Below are 19,381 nucleotides of genomic sequence, written 5' to 3'. Positions count from 1 at the left end.
TAATACGAGGCAAACGGGATCATTAACCCAATAGTCAATATACAAAAAAACAAATAACAAAAAAGCGATAATTTAGTTCAAACATCTATTCATAAAAAAGCCGCTCCCCCTAATGGAGAGCGGCTTTCTATTCTCAATTCTTCTGGTATTAAACTCTTCCCATTACCGGGTCACTGAAACTTTCTTTGCCTGTTTCTACTCTTCCGGCATACCGCTGTTCAAAAGAACCGCTACCTGCCACCTTCACTGAAAAGTCGTACCAACCATGGCTTTTAGATAAATCTATCACCAGTGTGGCAGTAGTGCGGGCAGCCACTGCTTTTTTCAACTCCCCTTTATGGTAACCCAGATCATTGATAGCGATATTGGCCGTCCCGCTACCATGATTGATCAGCTTCAGTTCCACGTTGCCGGTGAGCTTCCTCCTATTGGTCAAACTACCCTGATAGCTGCACTGTACCTCTATCTGAGGATCATTGGCATCTCCGGCAAATTCACGGTAAAATCCGTTAGGACCATATACCCTTAAGTGATAATGCGCATCTTCAAAGGAAGCCAAAGGCCAGGTATCTTTCAGCTTATCTGCCGGCTTCACCGCATAGGACCAGGTTCTTACCGGTTCCAGCGCCTGTGTATCTTCCTGCAGATATTTACCGGGAGCATACACGTTAAAAGGTGCACCCGCCGCCTGTTTACCAAATACTTTGTTACCTGCCTCAAAACTGATCTCAAAGGATTTTTTATCTGCACTCAGCTTACCGCCTACATACAACTCATAGGGTAGTGCATTCGAAATACGCACCCCTTTCTCCTGGTGAGCCATCCATTCTGATCCGGCAGGATCTGTATTGATCTTCGCAATTTCATCCGCTGTCAGCAGCTTAAATCCATCCGGCAGCTTCTTGAATTTTGCGTTGTACACCATTTCTATAAACTCGTTCCTTTCCGGGAAAGGTACCGTCACTTTTTCTCCGTTAAACGGCCGGAATACAGAGGTTAAATCACTGCATACCGTACGACGCCACTCAGAGATATTCGTTTCCTTAATATCCTTACCCGTTTTATGCCGCAGGAAATTTTCCATCAACCGTATAATGGAAGTATGATCACATACCTGTGAGTTCACATACCCACCTCTGCTCCACGGAGATGCTATCACCAGCGGTACCCGGTATCCCAATCCTATCGGGCTTTCACGGATTTCATCCGCACCCAGGTATGGCTTCGCCTGTTCTTCTTCCTTCGTTACGTATTCAAGACCAGTATCAATTCCTTCGGAAACCTTTCCTGTACCTGGTTTATGTGGTGCCGTAAACGGAGGCACGTGGTCGAAGTAACCATCATTTTCATCATAACAAAGAATGAAAATAGTGTTCTTCCATACCTCTTCCTTACGGGTTAATATGTCCAGTACTTCAGATACATACCAGGCGCCATACCACGGCGAACCCGGGTGGTCTGAAAACTCTCCCGGCGCCACCAGCCAGGATACAGTAGGCAGTTTGCCCTCATTTACATCTGTTCTGAACTGATGCAGGATATCACCTTTAGGCACCTGCACTGTTCTTTCGGTATCCCCGTCTTTGTAGGTCAGCGTTTCCAGCTCATGATAATCAGGGTCGCTTATATTAGTGGTAAATGCTTTTTTGTGGAGGTTCTGCGCACGCTGTGGCAGTTTCGCAAAATTAGCGGCCGTGAACTTTTCTGCATCACTTTTGGTTTTCTCCAGCTCTGCTTTACGCTGCTCCAGCTTCTTTTGCACCTTTGTTTTTTCGTTGGCGGTGGAAGTGGCTGCCAATACTGCTTCCAGGTCAGTTATTTCCGCAGGGAGTTCTTTGATTCTCCTTTGCAGGTAGCCAATATGCCCTGCAGCAAAACGTACGTTAAAGGCTGCAAACCATTCTATCGGGTTATCGGTGAAGTTGGCCAGCATCCCATCTTTCTCGCCTTCTAATCCGGCTGCACTGATTTCATTCTGGTATATTTTCCAGGAAACGCCGTTATCTTCCAATCGCTCAGGGAAACTGGTCCAATGGGCTTCCCGTCCGTAGTCCACATCTTCATTCCATACGTTGGCTTTGGAGGAAGCCTTTTGTTCGTCCCGCAAGGTACCCGTCCACAGATAAAGCCGGTTAGGCGTGGTACCTGTCAGGGAAGAACAGAAATTCTGGTCACATACGGTGAAAGCATCTGCCAGTGAATAATAGAAAGGAATATCTTCCCGGTTGTAATACCCCAGCGTGAGTGGCATAGGCGACCAATCCTTGTTACCGGATTGTTTCACCAGCAGCCATTTATCATATTTACCATGGTTACGGGCATCTACCTGGTTGCCCCAGGAATGCGGCAAACTGCTCATCCAGGTGGCTTTGGTATCTTTCAGATTCAAACGGAAAGGTGCATACGTTTCGCCTTTGGCGTTGCTTTGCAGCCAGACCAGGTTTTTGTTGGGCAGTTGAATCGCACGTGGATCATTGTAACCACGCACGCCCCGCAAAGAGCCATAACAGTGGTCAAAAGAACGGTTTTCCTGCATCAGGATCACAATGTGCTCCGCATCCAGGAAGGTAGTACCAGGCTTGGGATCTATGGCCATAGCCCGCTGAATGGAAGCTGGCAGGGCACTGAATACTCCGGCAGCCCCGGATAGCAACGCTGCCTTTTTAATAAAATCTCTTCTGTTATCCATTAATGATTAATTTTTTCATCTACACTGATAAATGGGATTCACGTGAAAGGCGGAAAATAATAAAAATCTACAGCTACTCACAACTAACTGTGAGGAGTGGTAGTTATGTTATTGTTACGGCTGCCGGAAAAAAGCCTTTTAAAAAAAGTCCTGGTTGTACGCAGGTTCTTTGCTCATAAATGAGCATTTGATGCAAACATAAATAAAAAAAGGCCCCCGTTTTCACGGAGGCCTTGTATATATATGTTGAGAAATGGTAAAGCCTATGGCTGTATTTCTGAAGGTACCAATACAATTTTAATCCATACTTTGGTAGTTGGTTTCTGACTGGCAGCACCGTTAACACCCTTGATATCTACTTCTACAGCATTTCCATTGTGAATCACGAAGTAAGACTGACCACCGTATACCTGTGGTAACAACTCAAATGATTGCGGGTCGGCACTGCTGTTGGCTGCATATCTGCCTATAGATACGATTACCCCATCTGACTGATTTACGTTATTGAGCTCCGGAACCGGCACTGAATAAAAGTAAAGCTGGTTAACAGCATCAAATCCCCAGTCATTGGGATTTACTGGTTGTAATATTGTTTTATTCGGAATCACTACCTCATTTGTTGTTTTGGTGCACCCCGAAAAAACGAACACCAACAGTAGCAGCGGAAGGTAAAACCATGTTTTCATATGAGACTCTTTTCTCAGAAATAACCAAATACAATGCCATAAAAGAAAACTGAACCGTAATCCGTAATTTCACGGTATGTTACAACGTTACCCGAAGGCATTTGAAGGCATTCCCACTGTAAGGTTACACCACGCCGGCAGGTCCGTGGTGGCCTGGTTCAGGCTTATGGACAAACACGACAAAGAAGAAGGCTTCCTCACAGAAAACACCCTGGTATTTTTGCTCAAAGGAGTGAAACATATTCACCTCGGCGAAGAAGATATCGTGGCCCATTCGGGCGACCTTATTCTCCTGAAACGGGGCGCCTATTTCATGACCGATTTCACTACAGATGACAGCGACTACCAGTCGCTCATGCTTTGTACGGATGACGCACTGCTGCGCTCCTTTATCAGTGAAGATGCAGGATTCAATGCTGCCGACCATGTACGTCACCGCATTCCCTCCGCCCCCATGGTTATCCACTGCTCCCCGGAAGTACTGCAGGTACGCAATAGCATACTGGATTACCTCCAGCACCCCAATAACAATACCGACAAACTGCTGGAACTGAAGATCCGTGAAGTATTATTATTACTGCTATCAGGGGCACATCAGCAGAGCGTGTTGTCCTTCCTGTTTCATATGTTCGACAGCAGTGCAGAAAGCATTATCCTCACCATTCGCCACAACCTGTTGCAACCCTTTACCCTGGAAGAATATGCAAAAATGTGCGGATTAAGTCTCTCCGGCTTTAAACGGGAGTTCTCCAGGTTGTATAATGCACCACCCAAAAAGTGGATAAATGAGGAACGATTGAAACATGCCCGGCAACTGTTGTTGCAGACCCGAAAAAATGTCAATGAAATTGCGGACGAGTGCGGCTTTGAAAATGTGTCTTACTTTATCAAACAATACAGGCTACTATACGGTACCACCCCTAAAAATGCACAACGAACCAAAAGTGCTATTTTTTGAACGATTCCTGTTACCCGCCTGCCCCTGCTGCCTATACCTTTGCTAAAATAAAATCAAACTATGAAAAGTATCACCATGGCAGGGCTGATAGCTGCCGCCTTACTTACAGGCGGCCACACCTTTGCACAACAACAACTCAACAGTACCTCATTTATGCATGCTCCTGAAAGCGTGGCTACAGATGGCAAAAGCTTTTATATCGCGGATGTTGGCGAAGGCGGCGACCCTACCAGAAAAGATGGAAACGGCAGTATCTTTAAAATGGATCAGCAAGGCCACAGCAGTATCTTTGCCAAGGGACTGGATGCTCCCAAAGGAGCCTTCCTGTTGCACCACCAACTCTTTGTAGCAGATATAGACAAAATAAAAGGCTATGACCTCAAAGATGGTACGCTACGTTTTAATATAGATGTGGCGCCGGCTACCAACTTTTTAAATGACATAGTAGCGATCAATGATTCAACGCTGATCGCTTCTGCAACAGATGTAAACAAGCTTTTCCTCGTACACCTGGACAATCATCCCCGTGCGGAAGAACTGCTTTATACAACGCCGGTAAGAGGCACTAACGGGCTTGTATATGATAGCAAACGGAAACGGTTATACGTATGTGGATTTGGTGACGCGGGAAAACCAGACGGACAAATCGGTTATATTGATATGGCAGCAACAACGAAAGTGTTTGTGCCATTGACAAACCGCCTGGGTTACTATGATGGCATTGCCCTCACGCAGCATAACACGAAACTGATCATATCCGATTGGGTAGCATTTGAAAAGAAAGGAGTGCTGCTGGAGTTGGATCTGGCAAGTGGAAAAGTAAACACATCAAACCAGGTATTGATTGCCGGCCCGGCCGACTTTATAGTAGATAATAAGGGAGATGTAATTACACCGGCGATGTTGGAAGGAAATATTCTGAAATATAAAATCACTAAATAGTTGGACGGTTTTTTTGTCTTTGGGCAGGATTATATTAATCCTGCCCAAAGACAATATCCGCTTATAACCTTACCTGTACACCACCTGCTGCACCGATGTAAGCACCGTTAAAACGGTTATTCCTAACATCTTCAGACCAGATATAATGATTCACCAGGTCTACTCCCAGTCCGTGTTTACTTTCAACATAGTTAAACGTAGGCCCCGCAAATACTTCCACTCTGCTGCCAAAACGATAAGCTGGATAAATCCCTAATGTTTGACGATGAAACTCACCTCCTTTAAAAGCTGTCATGAACGTAGCGGTAGCTTCCGTATTAATTCTGAAATGTGAGAGCAAAGGCAGATGTGCACCAATACCTGCCTGCAGAGCATATAAAGAAGTACTGTTTTTAGCATTATACCCGGCACCCAGGATGCCATACAAGATCCGGCCACCAGACTTAAAAGCCGCCATGATAGTCGTCGTTTCATCTATGCTCACACTCACCTGTTTTTCTCCGCCTTTTATAATGTTAATTGCCCCGATAGGACACTCGTTGCTATCTGCAATATTGATGAAACCCACCTGCACACCTTTTACTTTCTTAGCTACGTTCAGGAACCCGGCTACCTGTACATGTACATCATCTGCTTTATTCATAAAACCAGTTACCTGTATATTTCCTTTGTTGGTAATATTCGTGAAACCAGAGATCTGCGCCTCTGAGTTATTGCGGGCCATATTCATGAAACCGCCTAACTGTGTGCCGTCCACATCTTTGGATACAATATTCGCAAAACCGGCTGCCTGAAAGCCTTTCAGGCTACCATCCAGATTCAGGAATGCGGCTACCTGCGCTCCATTGGCATCATGCTTTACCTGGTTCATAAATCCTGCCAGCTGTACACTGCGGGAAGTGCGGCCAATATGATTAGAGAAGCCTGCGATCTGCACGCCGGTAGCGCTGTCTTTGATGATATTGGAGATACCGGCAATCGCCGCACCAGTTTCTGCTTTGGATAAACCTGCAATAATATTTAATGAAAAATGGTTCGTATAAGCCGCCGCATTTTTACCATTACTGCTCAACGGATAAACGAATCCTATATGTGCGGGACTTGTAAGTGGTGTCTGCGCAAACGCAGTGCTGGCGAGGGATAAAATTGAAGCTACAATTATAACGATCCGGTTGCTGAAGTTAAATGTTCTCATGTTGTGTAATTATTTCGTATAGTATAACGACACGTTGAGGAACATCTACCCCTATGCAATAAATGAAAAATTAAAAAAGACTGATACCTGCCTGCCAGCCCAGCCAGCCCTTGGCGGAACCTCCCATATTAAAAGAAGGATAATGTTCACCGAAATTAATGTAGTGACGTGTGGGATCTATTTTATTCTCGTCGTCGGCTACAGCAATAGACAGTGCAGGTCCCGCAAATAAAGAAATGCGTTTGCTGAGCTTTACATTCAGTGAAGGTTGCAGCCGGTATATCTGGGTATTATGATTCCAGCTACCCTGCCAGGTGTTTTGTGCAGTGGCTTCCGTTGCAAGAGAAAGTACTTTATTTAGAGGAATATTTTTTCCAATACCATATCCGATAGACCAGGCATTATTGTTTTCACCGGTACCAAAACCTCCCAGCAAAATACTGTATAACTCACTACGGCCAGCCTTCCAGGCGATATTGTAAGGCAACACGTCTGTGGTAAACAATACCACTTTTTTATATCCCCGGCGTACAATGTTAATGATGCCGATGCTATAACCATTCACGCTATCCGCAATATTCACCAGGCCTATCTGCACCCCATCCATCTGCCGCGCATAATTAAAAATGCCGGATATCTGCACGCCTTTCATGGTGCCCCGGCTAATATTGCCGGCGCCTGCCAACTGCACCCCGTTCGCATCTTTTTGGCTGTAATTGGCAATACCACTCAGTTGCAGTCCGTCGACATTACCCTTCGTATAATTTAATGCACCAGACACCTGCCAGCCAATAGTATTACCACGTGTAACACCTGCCAGGCCCTGTATTTGCGCACCATTCATGTTACCATACACCTGGCCAACAGCACCGGTAATCTGCACGCCCTGCAGACTGCCTTCTGTTATATTACTGAAACCGGATACCTGCAAACCAATCATGGAATCCAGCACATTGTTATGGAAACCCGCTAATTGTACACCTCTTGTTTTTCCACCTACCACATTCACCAAACCTGCTATCTGCACATCCTTCATATCATTTTTCACAATGTTGAATGCGGTACCTATTTCCACTCCATCCACACCGGCAGTATAACCACCCAACACGTTCACGGAAAATTTATTCACTACCTGTCCACTCATACGGCCATGCGTACCTAATCCAGGTGTAAGCGATACCTGGTACGGCTTATCTGCCAGGAAGGCCCCAATATTCAAGCTGGTTAATTTCTGACGGGAGGATAAGAATATTTTAGCAAACCATGTTTTTTCTACCCGTGAATGCCCGGTAATATCTACCGTTTTCAACTGATAGGTAGTAGGTGAAATACTCACCGCTACTTCCTGATCATAGCCCGTAGTAAGGAACAAAGAAGTATCTGCATACAGGTCCTTACTAACGCTGATGGCTGCGGTAGGATATTTATCCTTTAACCGCAGCCTGAAATAACCGTCGTTGTTTGTTAATGTAGAAATGAGTTGCTGTCGTTCATAGACACTGGCATTGGGTAGCCGCTGCCCTGTTTTTTTATCCGTGACGACCCCGCTGATCAGATAATATACCTGCGATTGTCCTGAAGATTTTTTTAGCAGAATAATATAATTCCCCGATTCTTTATACTGGTAATCGGAGAGCAACATATCCAGTATCTGTTTTACACTTTTATTCTTTTGCGAGATGCTTACCAGACTATCTTGCGGAAGCATCGTAGTTAAATAGGAGAAATAAAAACCGCCTTGTTTGCTGATCGAAGTAAGCACCTCTGAAAGTGGCCGCTGCCTTGCTTCTATGCTCACTGTTTTGTTCAACAGATTTTGTGCGGCAACAGACATGGAGAAAATACATCCTAAAAATAAGGTCAGCAATTGCTTAGATAGTAACATACAGTACGAAGGCTATTATTTCAATATGATTTGTGATCCTTTTTTCTCCACTTCAATCTCATAAGTAAGCCCGATTACTTGTAAAGTACTATCCAGCGAACTGTTCGTAAAGGTAGAATTAATCTGCAAATCACGTTTATTATTATCCGCAATAACAATGTTCACACCATATGCTTCATTCAGGATCTCTACCAGTTTCCACAACGGTGTATTATTACATACAAAGGTTTGTGTGCGGTAATAGCTATACAGCTCATCGTTATTACTTTGTTTGCTGGGGGCCGACTGGTCGCTGGTTACAACTGCTTTCTCATGTTGTTTCAGCTGCACGCTGTTGCTGTTTTTGCTTACTTCCACGGCGCCCGTTTCTACGATCACTTCTGTTTTACCATTTACACTTTTTACATTGAAAGAAGTACCCAATACTCTTACGGTTACATCGTTTACCTTTAATATGAATGGTTTTCCGGGATCCTGTGCCACATTAAAAAATGCTTCTCCTTCCAGCTTTACACTCCGTTCTTTTTTAAAGGAAGCGGCATACTCAATGGTAGACTGTTTGTTAAGTGTTACCTGTGAACCATCGGGCAAGGTTTCACTTTTTATTTGTTGACCAGAGCTCACGATCATGGGTTGCCCATTTGTTTTAGACAGGTACCAGAATCCTGCGGCGCCCAGAAGTACAATAAGTACGGCAGCAATACGCAGTAACGGTTTCCAGTTTACGCTGGTATCCAGTTGTACAATACGTGCAGTATTTTCGTTGGTGCCTACCCGTTGCTGAAAGCGGCTCCAGGCATCATTTTCATTGACCGTACTAACGGCAGCAAGTTTCTTACTTTCCGTCCATATGAGGCGGAAATGTTCAAAATAACGTTGGTGCTCCTCTTTTTCCGTCAGCCATTCAGCCACTGCTGCTTTCTCCATAGGAGTGGTAATATCCAGCAGATATTTTACCAGGAGGTCATCGTTTATATGATCGGATTGTTTTTTCACTTATGCACTTTTACAGGTGGAGCAAAATTAATAACAAGGGTAGAAAATCTACCAGGTTGAGTCGTAATAAGCGCAAAGCTTTGCCCATCTGGTTTTCCACAGTTTTTATAGAGATATCCAGGCGATCTGCTATTTCCTGGTATTTTAATTCTTCAAACCGGCTCAACTGAAAAACAGTACGGCACTTCTCTGGCAATGCCTGTAAAGCCAGTTCCAGCTTCTCTTCCAGCTCCCGTAACATTACTTTACCGGAAGCGTTTCCGGCGCTTTGATCGTTGTTCATCTGGTATTTAGTATGTGCCTGGTGGGTAGCTTTTACTTTTTGATGTCGCAGGTAGTTTATGCATTCATGGTATACTGCCCGGTAAAGGTATCCTGAAATGGATTGCTTTATTTTTATATCGCCGGATTTCTCCCACAGTTTACAAAAGACGTTCTGCACCATTTCCTCCCCCATTATTTCGTCTTTTAACAAGGTACAGGCATAGGAATGCAAGCCTTTAAAATGTGTTTTAAAAACCTGTTCAAATGTTAATGAGGTTTCAATCTCCGGTACTGCAGTACCCGGACTTCTAAATTCCATGCTTAGGGTTTGATATCTAACGTCAAATATAATTCCTTCTGCCAATTGAACTGATTTATTATACGACACCTTGAGGAGATCTTACCCCTACGCCGTGATGCAAAATTTCCTTGTGGAAACATCCTTTTTGGGATGAAAGCAGCGTACAATTTCATATCTAATTGGTTATCTGTTAAATATGCAATATTATAAAGGTTATTATATGAGGCGCTAACTATCAGGTATCCATCTCCCAAAAGGTAAAAAGGAAACTAAAAGTAGCGATACAGCCCGTGATGCTTCCACCAACGGCAAGGGAAAGGGGATATAGCGACCGGTTTACAGCCCCGGAAATGCGTTAACTTTTCTAGTCACTTTAACAATACATTATATTCATCTTAAAGAATATTTCACAACTGGACCACTAATATTGTGAAAATTATCCCGATGAAATTTATCTGTACACTTTGCCTGCTGCTGTTAGGAAGCACTGTTCTTTTTGCCCAATCTAAAACGGGTTATATTAATTTTCAACAAATGATTGGTTTAATGCCTGAGAGCAAACAGGCCACTGATACATTAAATGTATTGCAGGAAAAATTAAATCAGGATGGGCAACAACTGCTGGCAGAGTATACCAAAAAGGTAACGGAGTTCGACAGTATTCAAAACAAACTCACACCTGCCATGCAGGAAGTAAAGGTAGCTGAGATTAAAAGTATGCAGGCTAATTTACAGCAGTATAAACAAATGTCAGAGCAAACCATGTCCACCAGGGAACAGGAATTACTTACTCCTATATTAGATAAAGCTAAAAAGATTTTGAAGGCGGTGGCTAACGAAAAAGGCTACACGCTGGTGATTGATAACTCCAGAGATGCGGTATTGGTATCCGCAGAAGCCGATGATTTGATGCCGGCTGTGAAAGTGAAGATGGGCATCAAGTAAGAGGGCATTTGGGTATTTAGTTATTTAGTTATTTGACTGGTATAAATGTTTGTCGTCTCTTCCGCCATTCTTATATTCTGCAATATGTTTACTACCGGCAAATAATTAAATAACTAAATGTCAAATGTAACATGTAAAGAACTATATGTGTAAACCGTGCGCCAGCAATGTTTTCCACTGCGGATTGCTACGTACAAATTCTGCCACTTTTTTGCTGGAAGGTACCATACGGATATTCTGTGCAGAAATCTCCTCCATTACTTTTCCCAGCATCATTGGTAATACACCCTGCTTTTCCAACACCGGAGGCACTTCTGCACCAGTCAGGAAAATACGGCTTCCATTTCTTTCGTAAATTACTTTAGCCATTTGTCCAGCGATATGCGCTTCAAACTGCCTGGCTTCCTTGTTGTCAATAATTTTAAAATCCTTCATGATCATAATTATTTTTTACACGATGTTTCTAGCGGTAGCGTACTAAAGGGAAAGTATCTTATGCAAAAGGGAAGTTGATATAAGATAGCATGATTGGTATTAAAATACCCTGAAAAAGCTCATTCCGTCTGCAAATATACTAATATTTTAGTAGAAAACCGTGAAACATTAATATGTAAAAATAACTAATACTTAAAGTAGCTGACAGGCAAGCCTTTAACGGGAAGTCTTACGTGAAACACACTACCACTAAGGGGATATTCTCTTATTTGTTCCGCTGTCATATGCTCCCGGGCGGTCGTAATCAGCATTTCATCCATATCAGCACCTCCAAAAGCACAGGAAGAAACATGCGGCGCAGGCACTTCTACCTTACCCAACAACTCTCCCGTTTCAGGATTCCAGCAATACACACCCGAACCACCCCACTGAGCAATCCATAACATGCCGTTGCTATCCATCGCCATACCATCCGGATCTCCCAGCACTTCAGGAATACGAATCGCTACCCGCGTAAAGGCAATAGCACCCGTGGTTTCGTCATAACTGAATTCCTGCACTGTACCTGTATGCGTATCATTATAGTACATCTTATCTCCTCTCCACACCAACCCGTTGGAAATAGTAACGCCTTCCAACTTCACTACCGGCGCCGCTTTGCCCGTGATACAATACAATGTCCCGGTGCCTTCTTCGGCCGGCATCTGCATGGTACCTATCCACAGTCTTCCGGCCGGATCGCACTTACCATCATTACATCGCATATTATCTCTTTCATCCAGTACTGTCAGCAGTTTACCCAATCCCTGCTCCGGAGAAAAAAAGGCAATACCATCTTTCACTCCCGCTACTAAGGCATTCTGCCCGGTCACCGGTACCAGTGTAGTGACATGGGTACCCACATCAAAAGCTTGCTGGTGCCCGTTTTCATCTCTCATGTAAATAACATGTCCGAGTATATCTACCCAACACCAGCTCTTTCTTTCCGGCCACCAGCAGGCGCCTTCGCCCAGCTCACTCGTTAACTGCGATAATAACTCCGGTTGATATAACTTCATATTTCTTATTTTAATAAACAACCATGTCGGCAAACATCCAATATATACTTTTGCGCGTTGATATTGTATATTGCATGCTATAATGATTGTTAATTTCCAGTTCTTTAATTCCGTCTATGAACGTAAAAGTATTTGAAAAACTCCACAAGGAGGGGTTGATAAATGACAACTCCCTGGCATCCGTAAAAACAGCAGAAGAGCATCGTTTATTTTCCCTKCACTGGGAAATCAAAACCCTCCTGTATCTCGGCGTATTACTCCTGAGCGGCGGTTTAGGTATACTGATCTATAAAAATATTGACACCATTGGCCACCAGGTAATACTGCTGATCATAGGTGTGATTTGCGCTGGTTGTTTCAGTTATTGTATCCGGCAAAAACTGCCCTTTTCATGGCAGCAGGTAAAGTCTCCGAATACCTTTTTCGATTATGCGTTACTGTTAGGTTGTCTCACGTTCGTTACTTTTATCGGGTACCTGCAGTTTCAATATACCGCTTTCGGTACCGCCTACGGACTCGCTACTTTTATTCCATTGGCAGTACTTGCCATCAGCGCTTATTACTTTGATCACCTGGGTGTGCTGTCCATGGCTATCACCAATCTGGCTGCCTGGATGGGCATTGCTGTCACACCATTTCAGTTACTATCTGCCAATGATTTCAGCAGCCAACAACTCATTTACACCGGCACATTATTAGGCGTGATCCTGTTGCTACTGGCCATGCTATCTACCTGGAAAAATCTAAAGAAACATTTCGCCTTTACCTATCAAAACTTCGGCGCGCATATTATTTTTATTTCCTGCATAGCTGGGATATGCATGTTTGATGACGCTCACTTCTTATGGTTCCTCTTTATGGCTGGCATAGGCACTTACATCTACCTGCAGGCATTCCGGGAACGCTCTTTTTACTTTGTTCTGATCACCGTCTTATATCTTTATCTCGGGTTCACGATTGTATTCTTCCGGGTGCTTTTCAAGGCGCCGGATATCGGGGGGCTGTACCTGGGATTTTTCTATGTGATCGGCTCTGCTATCGGCGTTATCCTGCTATTGATTAACCTCAACAAAAAAATTAAAAATGCTCGCGTATAATTCCAACACACTCGACAACCTGGAAATAAAAGAAGAAGCGGAAATAGCGCTGAGAAAGGATTGTATTGACGTGGCTACTTATAAAGCCATTGAGGCAGCACATCCCGTAAATTTTTATACACCTAACCCCATCATCAAGATCGGGCTGTTTATACTCACTACTATTATCGTTTGTTTTTCACTCGGACTACTGACTTTAATGACGCTCGACGTACTACGCAATGAGAAAGGATTTGCGGGCCTCTGTATTTTCGCCGGACTAGCCTGTTATGTAGCACTGGAATTATTCATTCGTGAAAAAAAATTATTCCGTGCCGGTGTAGATGATGCGTTGCTATGGGGCACTGTGTTATTGCTGATCAGTAGTTTGGTTGCTTACGACTTTGACCACGTTTCCATGACTACCTGGTGCCTGGTTACTTTTATAGTAACGCTATTGGCCACCTTACGTTTTGCTGATATGGTGATGGCAGGAGCCGCCTTCCTGGCATTCCTTGGGCTTATTTTCAGTCTGCTGATCAAACTGGGGCCTGTTGCTAAAACTGTCACTCCTTTTGTAGTAATGGCCCTTTCGCTGGCCGTTTATTTTATAGTAAGAAGATGGATGAAACAGGTGGCTTTCCGGCACTACAAACATTGTTTAACGGTGATATCGGTACTCGCTTTACTCACGCTTTACCTGGCTGGCAATTACTTTGTAGTAAGAGAAGTCAGCAACGCCATGTTTGACCTGCAACTACAGGATGGACAGTCTATACCCGGCGCTTTGTTCTTCTGGATATACACGACCGTTATACCTTTCATATACCTCTATCTTGGCATCCGTAAAAAAGACGCTATCCTGTTACGCACCGGGATGATCCTCTTAGCAGCCATTGTATTTACCATCCGGTATTATCACAGTGTAATGCCGCTGGAAACCGCGATGGTGGTTGGTGGCCTGGTATTAACGTTCGGTGCATGGGCACTGATACGCTACCTGCAGGTACCCCGTCACGGCTTTACTTATGTAGAAGCAGATGAGCCTTCCCTAGCCGATAAACTAAAACTGGAATCACTGATCATTGCCCAAACTTATGTACCTGGTACACATACGCCGGATATGGATTTTGGTGGTGGCACCGGTGGTGGTGGCGGCGCCAGCGGAGATTATTAAAGCGGTTACAACCTGGCCATAGCAGCGTTGCTATGGCCAATTCTGACCTCCATCCATCTTCTGATGCAATTTCATCGGGGTTATCCATCGGAACTTCATCCCCGCATCAAGTCCACGTCATCCCCGCATTAAGTCCACGTCATCCCCACATCAAGTCCACGTTATCCCCGCATCAAGTCCACCTCCCCTGCAGTACTTCTATAGGTGCTAAGCGGGTGCTAAGCATAGCATCGATATCCATGAAGCAGTCTTTAGGGCAGCTGCCAGGCTTAGATCTGTAGCATTCGTGGGGGCATAAAAAAAGCCTGACTGAAATAATCAGTCAGGCTTAAAAGAGCGAAAGACCGGGCTCGAACCGGCCACCCCGACCTTGGCAAGGTCGTGCTCTACCAAATGAGCTACTTTCGCAGATGTATTAAGAACTTCGGGATTGGTTTCACATTAGCGATGAGCTTCATGCGTTACTTGTTATCCCCAACAAGTATCTGGAGCGAAAGACCGGGCTCGAACCGGCCACCCCGACCTTGGCAAGGTCGTGCTCTACCAAATGAGCTACTTTCGCAGGTATTAAAAACTTCGTTATTTTAAGAACTTCTCCCTTCAATGTGCATTCTTTCGTTTGCTTTGCCCTGTGGCGTTTTTGTTGGGATTGCAAAGATAGGAAACGGACTGAAAACACAAAATTTTTTTTCAAACTTTTCTAAAAAAAATTTGCACGGATATATGCATCAACTTACTGAAACACAGATCTGTAAAGCATTTCAAGAGAAAAATTAGTAATACTTTTTATTTACATTGTGTCCGTTACCGCTACACGACGAATGATTAAAGGCTTCTTTTTAGATTTTTTCCGCTTACCCCACCATACCAGGAAACCCGTTACAGGCAAGGAGGCGCATATTAAGCTGACAATAAATGCAATAATCTTTCCTGCTATGCCACCAATAGCACCCACATGAATATCATAGTTCATTTCTATTAACCGCTCACCCGCATTCTTATGTGCATCGTTACGCCTGCCCAGCAGCTTTGCGCTGTATTGATCAAACTGTAGCTGATCGGATCCATAGTACGTTTCCTTTCCTTTATAGCCACCAATTACATTCACGCCTTTTTCACCACTTGCAGGATAAATGAAAACGCGGTCGTTGCCTTTCAGGATAGGCAACGCTTTCTCAAAAGCGAGGTCCAACGGGTCGCCAGTCAATGATGCTGTTCCTTTTACCGACTCGTGCAATGATCTGTCAGGAGGCATAATGCTGCGGGAAGCCACCACATACACCGTAGCCTCAAACCAGGTAAATGCCCACACCATACCCGTCAGTGCCAGCACCAGCGCAAGGATGAGGGCATAAAAGCCCAGCACATTGTGCAGGTCGTAGTTCACCCTTTTAAAACCAGCTTTCCACTTAATTTTAAAGCTCTTATCACGATTGCCTTTAGTCCACTTTTTAGGCCACCACATGATCAATCCGGTGATCAGCAGGATCACAAAAATGAAAACGCTCCAACCTACAATCGGCTGCCCGATTGCATTATTTAACAGTAAACTCCAGTGAATAGCTTTTACAACAGAAAAGAAATTGTGCTTATAATCAATGATGCCCGTAACCTGTCCCGTATAAGGGTTCACCATGGCAGATTCATAGTATTCCATTGAACCGAAATAGGTCAGCGCGGTATCATTTCCTTTGTAGGTCATAAATTCCCACGCCTGATCAGGGGCAGTATAGGTAGTAATATTGCTGATCGGCTTATCGGGCCCCAGTGCGGCTTCTGCTGCTTTCTTCAGCTCGCTTAATGGACGTACGCCATGTGCTTCGGGGGTAACAATTAGTTGTTTACGGTAATAGATATCGTTCACTTCTTTCTGGAAAACAAACAAACATCCTGTAATACTTACAATCAGCACTATCATCCCAGCTCCCAGGCCTAACCAGAGGTGCAACTTTTCCACTGCTATCCTGAAAAGCGACTTATGTTGCTTCTTTTTTAATTTATCCGTCCGTTTAAACATAGATCAATACCGTGGGTAGCTATTATTCCCGAGATACAAAAATCCCTGTAAAAAGTCATTTTCGCTGCTCGGATCCGGAATTTCATTTACGCAAAAGGGAAAGATGGGGCATAAAAAAAACCTCCCCCGGAAAAACCGGAGGAGGCCTGGATAATTATGTTAAAGCCGTTGCTTACTTATATTTTGGATTATACAGCGAGCTTCCCTGTACTTTTACTTCAGGTTTTCCGGCATATCTATGTGCATAAAGACCGTAGCTAAGCCCCAGGATAAAGGCCACCAGGCAAAACAACTGCACGTAAAATAACCAGCGGGAGCGGGAAACCTTATCTAAGGTAATATCGTATTTATTTTCTACTGTATTCTGTTCCATAATCAGTTTATTTCCGGTGCAAACCTACATAATATTTTGAAATTTTCGAAGTTATTTGGCCGGTAACGAAAACTTTTGCCTGCTAAATCAACTCGGAGAATTTCTTATGTTTTAAAAAATAATACCTCCAGATCATGATGCCATGAAACACGCCCTTCATTTTCATCAGCTTCATTTCCGGCAAATCATCCTTTCTCACATATTTACGGCGCCAGCGGTAGTAATCCTTATAAGCACGGTAAATAGCAGCCATATCTTTAGGTTTACCCGCTACCAGGCTTTTAACACCTGCCAGGATATCCAGGAAAAAACGTTGTACCAGCACAATCCACCGATCTTCACTATGCAGGTTTTTCCACAACATCATCAGGTTATTCCGGAAGTTCAGATACAGCTTACGGGGATTTCCCTGGGGCAAACTTCCCCCTCCCACATGAAACACTGTGGAGTCAGGGCAATAACAAATACGGTACCCTGCCCGCTGTAAGCGCCAGCAAAGGTCCACTTCTTCCATATGTGCAAAAAAATCGCGATCAAAACCATTTACCTGGTGAAAACAGGCCGAACGTATAAACAACGCCGCTCCAGTAGCCCAGAAAACATCCTGCACATCATTATACTGTCCCAGGTCCTTTTCCGTAGTATACAGGATACGTCCCCGGCAAAAGGTATAACCCAGGATATCCATCCAGCCTCCGGCTGCACCGGCATACTCAAACTCATCCGGCTGCAGATAAGCCCTCATTTTAGGCTGACAGGCAGCAATACGGGGATCTTGCTGCATTAATGCCACCACCGGCTCTATCCAGCCGGCTTCCACTTCCACGTCCTGGTTCAGCAACACATAAATATCTGCTTCTACCTGCTGTAAGGCATCATTATAACCGCCGGCAAAACCGTCATTGCTCGCATTACGGATAATCCGGATCTGCGGGTAATGTTGCGCCACAAAAGCCACACTGTCGTCCGATGAGGCATTATCTGCCAGCACCAGCTGCAGGTTGCCATAAGTAGAACGGCAAACAGACGGCAGGAACTTCTCCAGGAAAGATTTTCCGTTCCAATTTAAAATAACAACTGCTACTGATGGCAATACGGGCAACTGATATTACGTTTAGCGTGAACAATTATTTTTGAGATGCAAATATGCAACAAAGGATTTTAATATTTGCTAATCATTACAGAATCAGACAAGCCAAATATGGCTTAAATTAGAAGTATGTTTAAACAGTATATCGGGTGGAAGTTTGTACTGGCCTCCATAGCAGTGCTCATCATTGGGACCACTATATGGTTTGTAAGTAATTTATCAAAGAATATCCAGGAAGAAGAACGGAAAAAAGTAGCTATCTGGGTGGAAGCCAACCGCGAATTGCTGCGGGCGGATACTGATGCCAACCTCAATCTGGCCATCAGCATTGTGACCAACAACACCACCATCCCCCTGATACAGACCAATGAGGATGGAAAAATAATGGATAGCCGAAACCTCGACTCCATGCGCATTATGCAGGATCCCAGGTATCTCCCCGATGAACTGCTGGCCTTTAAAAAACAACACCCCCCATTTATCATGGAGGTAGATGCCAGGCAAAAAAAATATAATTACATCTATTACGGCGACTCGCTTATTCTCCGGCAAATCCGCTACTATCCCTACATACAACTCATAGTAGTCACCCTTTTTATCGCCATCGTGCTTTTTGCCTTATCCAGTACCAACCGTGCCACCCAAAACCAGGTATGGGTGGGACTGGCCAAAGAAACGGCCCACCAACTCGGTACGCCACTATCCTCCATGGAAGCCTGGCTGGAAATTCTCCGGGAAAATGAAGCCAACAGCACCCTGGTAACGGAGCTATCGAAAGACGTAGACCGCCTGAAACTTATCACGGATCGCTTTTCGAAAATAGGAAGCATCCCCAAACTGGAAGAAAAAGACATCGTAGAGCAGATCCGGAATATGACCAGCTATATCCGTAAAAGAGCACCACAAAAAGTACAATTAACCGTGCATAGTGCAGAAGAAGAGCTGCCCGCGATGATCTCTCCCCCGCTTTTTGACTGGGTTGTGGAAAACTTATTAAAAAATGCTTTAGACGCCATGGAAGGCAAAGGGAAGATCGATATTACGATAGAAAACCACCCTACTTTTATCACGGTAGACGTGGCGGATTCCGGAAAAGGGATTCCTAAAATGAGCTTCGAAAAAGTGTTCAAACCCGGATTCAGCACCAAAAAGCGGGGATGGGGCCTTGGACTTTCCCTGGCCAAAAGGATCATAGAAGAATACCACCGCGGCAGGCTCTATGTAAGGTCGTCTGAAATCAACAAAGGGACCACTTTCAGGATCGTACTGCGAAAATAATGACCCGTTTCAGCAA

The 19,381-nt window shown here is 44.3% G+C and carries 17 protein-coding genes and 2 tRNA genes; 6 read left to right on the top strand and 13 right to left on the bottom strand.

All coding sequences use genetic code 11. The annotated features are described in order from the left end of the window. Nucleotides 1–148 precede the first annotated feature (148 nt). A complete protein-coding gene (locus AC1DCV_RS03460) occupies nucleotides 149–2,689 on the bottom strand; it encodes a phosphocholine-specific phospholipase C (RefSeq protein WP_477021840.1) in 2,541 nt (846 codons plus the stop codon). A gap of 263 nt (nucleotides 2,690–2,952) precedes the next feature. After that, nucleotides 2,953–3,375, bottom strand: coding sequence for a hypothetical protein (locus tag AC1DCV_RS03455; RefSeq protein ID WP_477021839.1), 423 nt, complete (start codon nucleotides 3,373–3,375; stop codon nucleotides 2,953–2,955). Nucleotides 3,376–3,451: 76 nt separating this feature from the next. Between AC1DCV_RS03455 and AC1DCV_RS03450 the strand changes: the two genes are divergently transcribed. Together AC1DCV_RS03450 and AC1DCV_RS03445 are read left to right on the top strand one after the other, a co-directional pair. Next, nucleotides 3,452–4,333, top strand: a complete 882-nt coding sequence (locus tag AC1DCV_RS03450; RefSeq protein ID WP_477021838.1) for a helix-turn-helix domain-containing protein — start codon at nucleotides 3,452–3,454, stop codon at nucleotides 4,331–4,333. A gap of 60 nt (nucleotides 4,334–4,393) precedes the next feature. Continuing rightward, entirely contained in the window at nucleotides 4,394–5,275 is an 882-nt protein-coding gene (locus tag AC1DCV_RS03445) for an SMP-30/gluconolactonase/LRE family protein (RefSeq protein ID WP_477021837.1), read from the top strand. Between the two features lie 61 nt (nucleotides 5,276–5,336). Here AC1DCV_RS03445 and AC1DCV_RS03440 read toward each other — a convergent pair whose 3' ends face one another. The 4 genes from AC1DCV_RS03440 to AC1DCV_RS03425 all read right to left on the bottom strand — a co-directional run bounded on the left by AC1DCV_RS03440 (nucleotide 5,337) and on the right by AC1DCV_RS03425 (nucleotide 9,934). Continuing rightward, nucleotides 5,337–6,470, bottom strand: a complete 1,134-nt coding sequence (locus AC1DCV_RS03440; protein ID WP_477021836.1) for a hypothetical protein — start codon at nucleotides 6,468–6,470, stop codon at nucleotides 5,337–5,339. A 70-nt stretch (nucleotides 6,471–6,540) separates the two neighbouring features. Beyond that, nucleotides 6,541–8,355 (bottom strand): carboxypeptidase-like regulatory domain-containing protein, encoded by a 1,815-nt coding sequence (locus AC1DCV_RS03435; RefSeq protein WP_477021835.1) that lies wholly within the window; start codon nucleotides 8,353–8,355, stop codon nucleotides 6,541–6,543. A 15-nt stretch (nucleotides 8,356–8,370) separates the two neighbouring features. Then, on the bottom strand, nucleotides 8,371–9,351 hold the full coding sequence (locus tag AC1DCV_RS03430; protein ID WP_477021834.1) for a FecR family protein: 981 nt from the start codon (nucleotides 9,349–9,351) through the stop codon (nucleotides 8,371–8,373). Between the two features lie 10 nt (nucleotides 9,352–9,361). Continuing rightward, a complete protein-coding gene (locus AC1DCV_RS03425) occupies nucleotides 9,362–9,934 on the bottom strand; it encodes an RNA polymerase sigma-70 factor (RefSeq protein ID WP_477021833.1) in 573 nt (190 codons plus the stop codon). 426 nt (nucleotides 9,935–10,360) lie between these two features. On the opposite strand from AC1DCV_RS03425, the gene AC1DCV_RS03420 reads away from it, so the two are divergent. Beyond that, a complete protein-coding gene (locus tag AC1DCV_RS03420; RefSeq protein ID WP_477021832.1) occupies nucleotides 10,361–10,861 on the top strand; it encodes an OmpH/Skp family outer membrane protein in 501 nt (166 codons plus the stop codon). A 141-nt stretch (nucleotides 10,862–11,002) separates the two neighbouring features. Here AC1DCV_RS03420 and AC1DCV_RS03415 read toward each other — a convergent pair whose 3' ends face one another. Together AC1DCV_RS03415 and AC1DCV_RS03410 are read right to left on the bottom strand one after the other, a co-directional pair. Next, nucleotides 11,003–11,296 (bottom strand): GNAT family N-acetyltransferase, encoded by a 294-nt coding sequence (locus AC1DCV_RS03415; RefSeq protein ID WP_159454320.1) that lies wholly within the window; start codon nucleotides 11,294–11,296, stop codon nucleotides 11,003–11,005. A 185-nt stretch (nucleotides 11,297–11,481) separates the two neighbouring features. Continuing rightward, nucleotides 11,482–12,354 carry an SMP-30/gluconolactonase/LRE family protein gene (locus AC1DCV_RS03410; RefSeq protein WP_477021831.1) on the bottom strand — a complete coding sequence of 291 codons (873 nt, stop codon included), beginning with the start codon at nucleotides 12,352–12,354 and terminating at the stop codon, nucleotides 11,482–11,484. Nucleotides 12,355–12,470: 116 nt separating this feature from the next. Here AC1DCV_RS03410 and AC1DCV_RS03405 point away from each other — a divergent pair, with 116 nt between their 5' ends. Both AC1DCV_RS03405 and AC1DCV_RS03400 read left to right on the top strand, forming a co-directional pair. Then, nucleotides 12,471–13,451 carry a DUF2157 domain-containing protein gene (locus AC1DCV_RS03405; protein WP_477021830.1) on the top strand — a complete coding sequence of 327 codons (981 nt, stop codon included), beginning with the start codon at nucleotides 12,471–12,473 and terminating at the stop codon, nucleotides 13,449–13,451. Next, the gene (locus tag AC1DCV_RS03400; RefSeq protein ID WP_477021829.1) at nucleotides 13,438–14,607 is read left to right on the top strand and encodes a hypothetical protein; all 1,170 of its coding nucleotides are present in this window, start codon (nucleotides 13,438–13,440) and stop codon (nucleotides 14,605–14,607) included. The genes AC1DCV_RS03405 and AC1DCV_RS03400 overlap by 14 nt, the downstream gene beginning before the upstream one ends. Nucleotides 14,608–14,942: 335 nt before the next feature. On the opposite strand, the gene AC1DCV_RS03395 is transcribed toward AC1DCV_RS03400, so the two are convergent. The 5 genes from AC1DCV_RS03395 to AC1DCV_RS03375 form a co-directional block, all read right to left on the bottom strand. After that, nucleotides 14,943–15,015 (bottom strand) — tRNA-Gly (locus tag AC1DCV_RS03395). 78 nt (nucleotides 15,016–15,093) lie between these two features. Further along, a tRNA-Gly gene (locus AC1DCV_RS03390) sits at nucleotides 15,094–15,169 on the bottom strand. A gap of 228 nt (nucleotides 15,170–15,397) precedes the next feature. Next, a complete protein-coding gene (locus AC1DCV_RS03385; protein ID WP_477021828.1) occupies nucleotides 15,398–16,624 on the bottom strand; it encodes a PepSY-associated TM helix domain-containing protein in 1,227 nt (408 codons plus the stop codon). Nucleotides 16,625–16,796: 172 nt separating this feature from the next. After that, nucleotides 16,797–16,997 carry a hypothetical protein gene (locus AC1DCV_RS03380; protein WP_441572221.1) on the bottom strand — a complete coding sequence of 67 codons (201 nt, stop codon included), beginning with the start codon at nucleotides 16,995–16,997 and terminating at the stop codon, nucleotides 16,797–16,799. Between the two features lie 82 nt (nucleotides 16,998–17,079). Further along, nucleotides 17,080–18,099 carry a glycosyltransferase family 2 protein gene (locus tag AC1DCV_RS03375; protein ID WP_477021827.1) on the bottom strand — a complete coding sequence of 340 codons (1,020 nt, stop codon included), beginning with the start codon at nucleotides 18,097–18,099 and terminating at the stop codon, nucleotides 17,080–17,082. Nucleotides 18,100–18,216: 117 nt separating this feature from the next. Between AC1DCV_RS03375 and AC1DCV_RS03370 the strand changes: the two genes are divergently transcribed. Then, a complete protein-coding gene (locus AC1DCV_RS03370; RefSeq protein WP_477021826.1) occupies nucleotides 18,217–19,365 on the top strand; it encodes a sensor histidine kinase in 1,149 nt (382 codons plus the stop codon). Nucleotides 19,366–19,381: the final 16 nt, after the last annotated feature.

It is taken from the genome of Chitinophaga sp. 10T418 (genome assembly GCF_056394125.1).
This window is presented reverse-complemented; position numbering and strand designations above follow the sequence as displayed.

Coding starts and splice junctions, on each gene's coding strand:
- AC1DCV_RS03460 (WP_477021840.1), bottom strand. CDS start 2,689: ATGGATAACAGAAGAGATTTTATTAAAAAGGCAGCGTTGCTATCCGGG.
- AC1DCV_RS03455 (WP_477021839.1), bottom strand. CDS start 3,375: ATGAAAACATGGTTTTACCTTCCGCTGCTACTGTTGGTGTTCGTTTTT.
- AC1DCV_RS03450 (WP_477021838.1), top strand. CDS start 3,452: ATGTTACAACGTTACCCGAAGGCATTTGAAGGCATTCCCACTGTAAGG.
- AC1DCV_RS03445 (WP_477021837.1), top strand. CDS start 4,394: ATGAAAAGTATCACCATGGCAGGGCTGATAGCTGCCGCCTTACTTACA.
- AC1DCV_RS03440 (WP_477021836.1), bottom strand. CDS start 6,470: ATGAGAACATTTAACTTCAGCAACCGGATCGTTATAATTGTAGCTTCA.
- AC1DCV_RS03435 (WP_477021835.1), bottom strand. CDS start 8,355: ATGTTACTATCTAAGCAATTGCTGACCTTATTTTTAGGATGTATTTTC.
- AC1DCV_RS03425 (WP_477021833.1), bottom strand. CDS start 9,934: ATGGAATTTAGAAGTCCGGGTACTGCAGTACCGGAGATTGAAACCTCA.
- AC1DCV_RS03420 (WP_477021832.1), top strand. CDS start 10,361: ATGAAATTTATCTGTACACTTTGCCTGCTGCTGTTAGGAAGCACTGTT.
- AC1DCV_RS03415 (WP_159454320.1), bottom strand. CDS start 11,296: ATGAAGGATTTTAAAATTATTGACAACAAGGAAGCCAGGCAGTTTGAA.
- AC1DCV_RS03410 (WP_477021831.1), bottom strand. CDS start 12,354: ATGAAGTTATATCAACCGGAGTTATTATCGCAGTTAACGAGTGAGCTG.
- AC1DCV_RS03400 (WP_477021829.1), top strand. CDS start 13,438: ATGCTCGCGTATAATTCCAACACACTCGACAACCTGGAAATAAAAGAA.
- AC1DCV_RS03385 (WP_477021828.1), bottom strand. CDS start 16,624: ATGTTTAAACGGACGGATAAATTAAAAAAGAAGCAACATAAGTCGCTT.
- AC1DCV_RS03380 (WP_441572221.1), bottom strand. CDS start 16,997: ATGGAACAGAATACAGTAGAAAATAAATACGATATTACCTTAGATAAG.
- AC1DCV_RS03370 (WP_477021826.1), top strand. CDS start 18,217: ATGTTTAAACAGTATATCGGGTGGAAGTTTGTACTGGCCTCCATAGCA.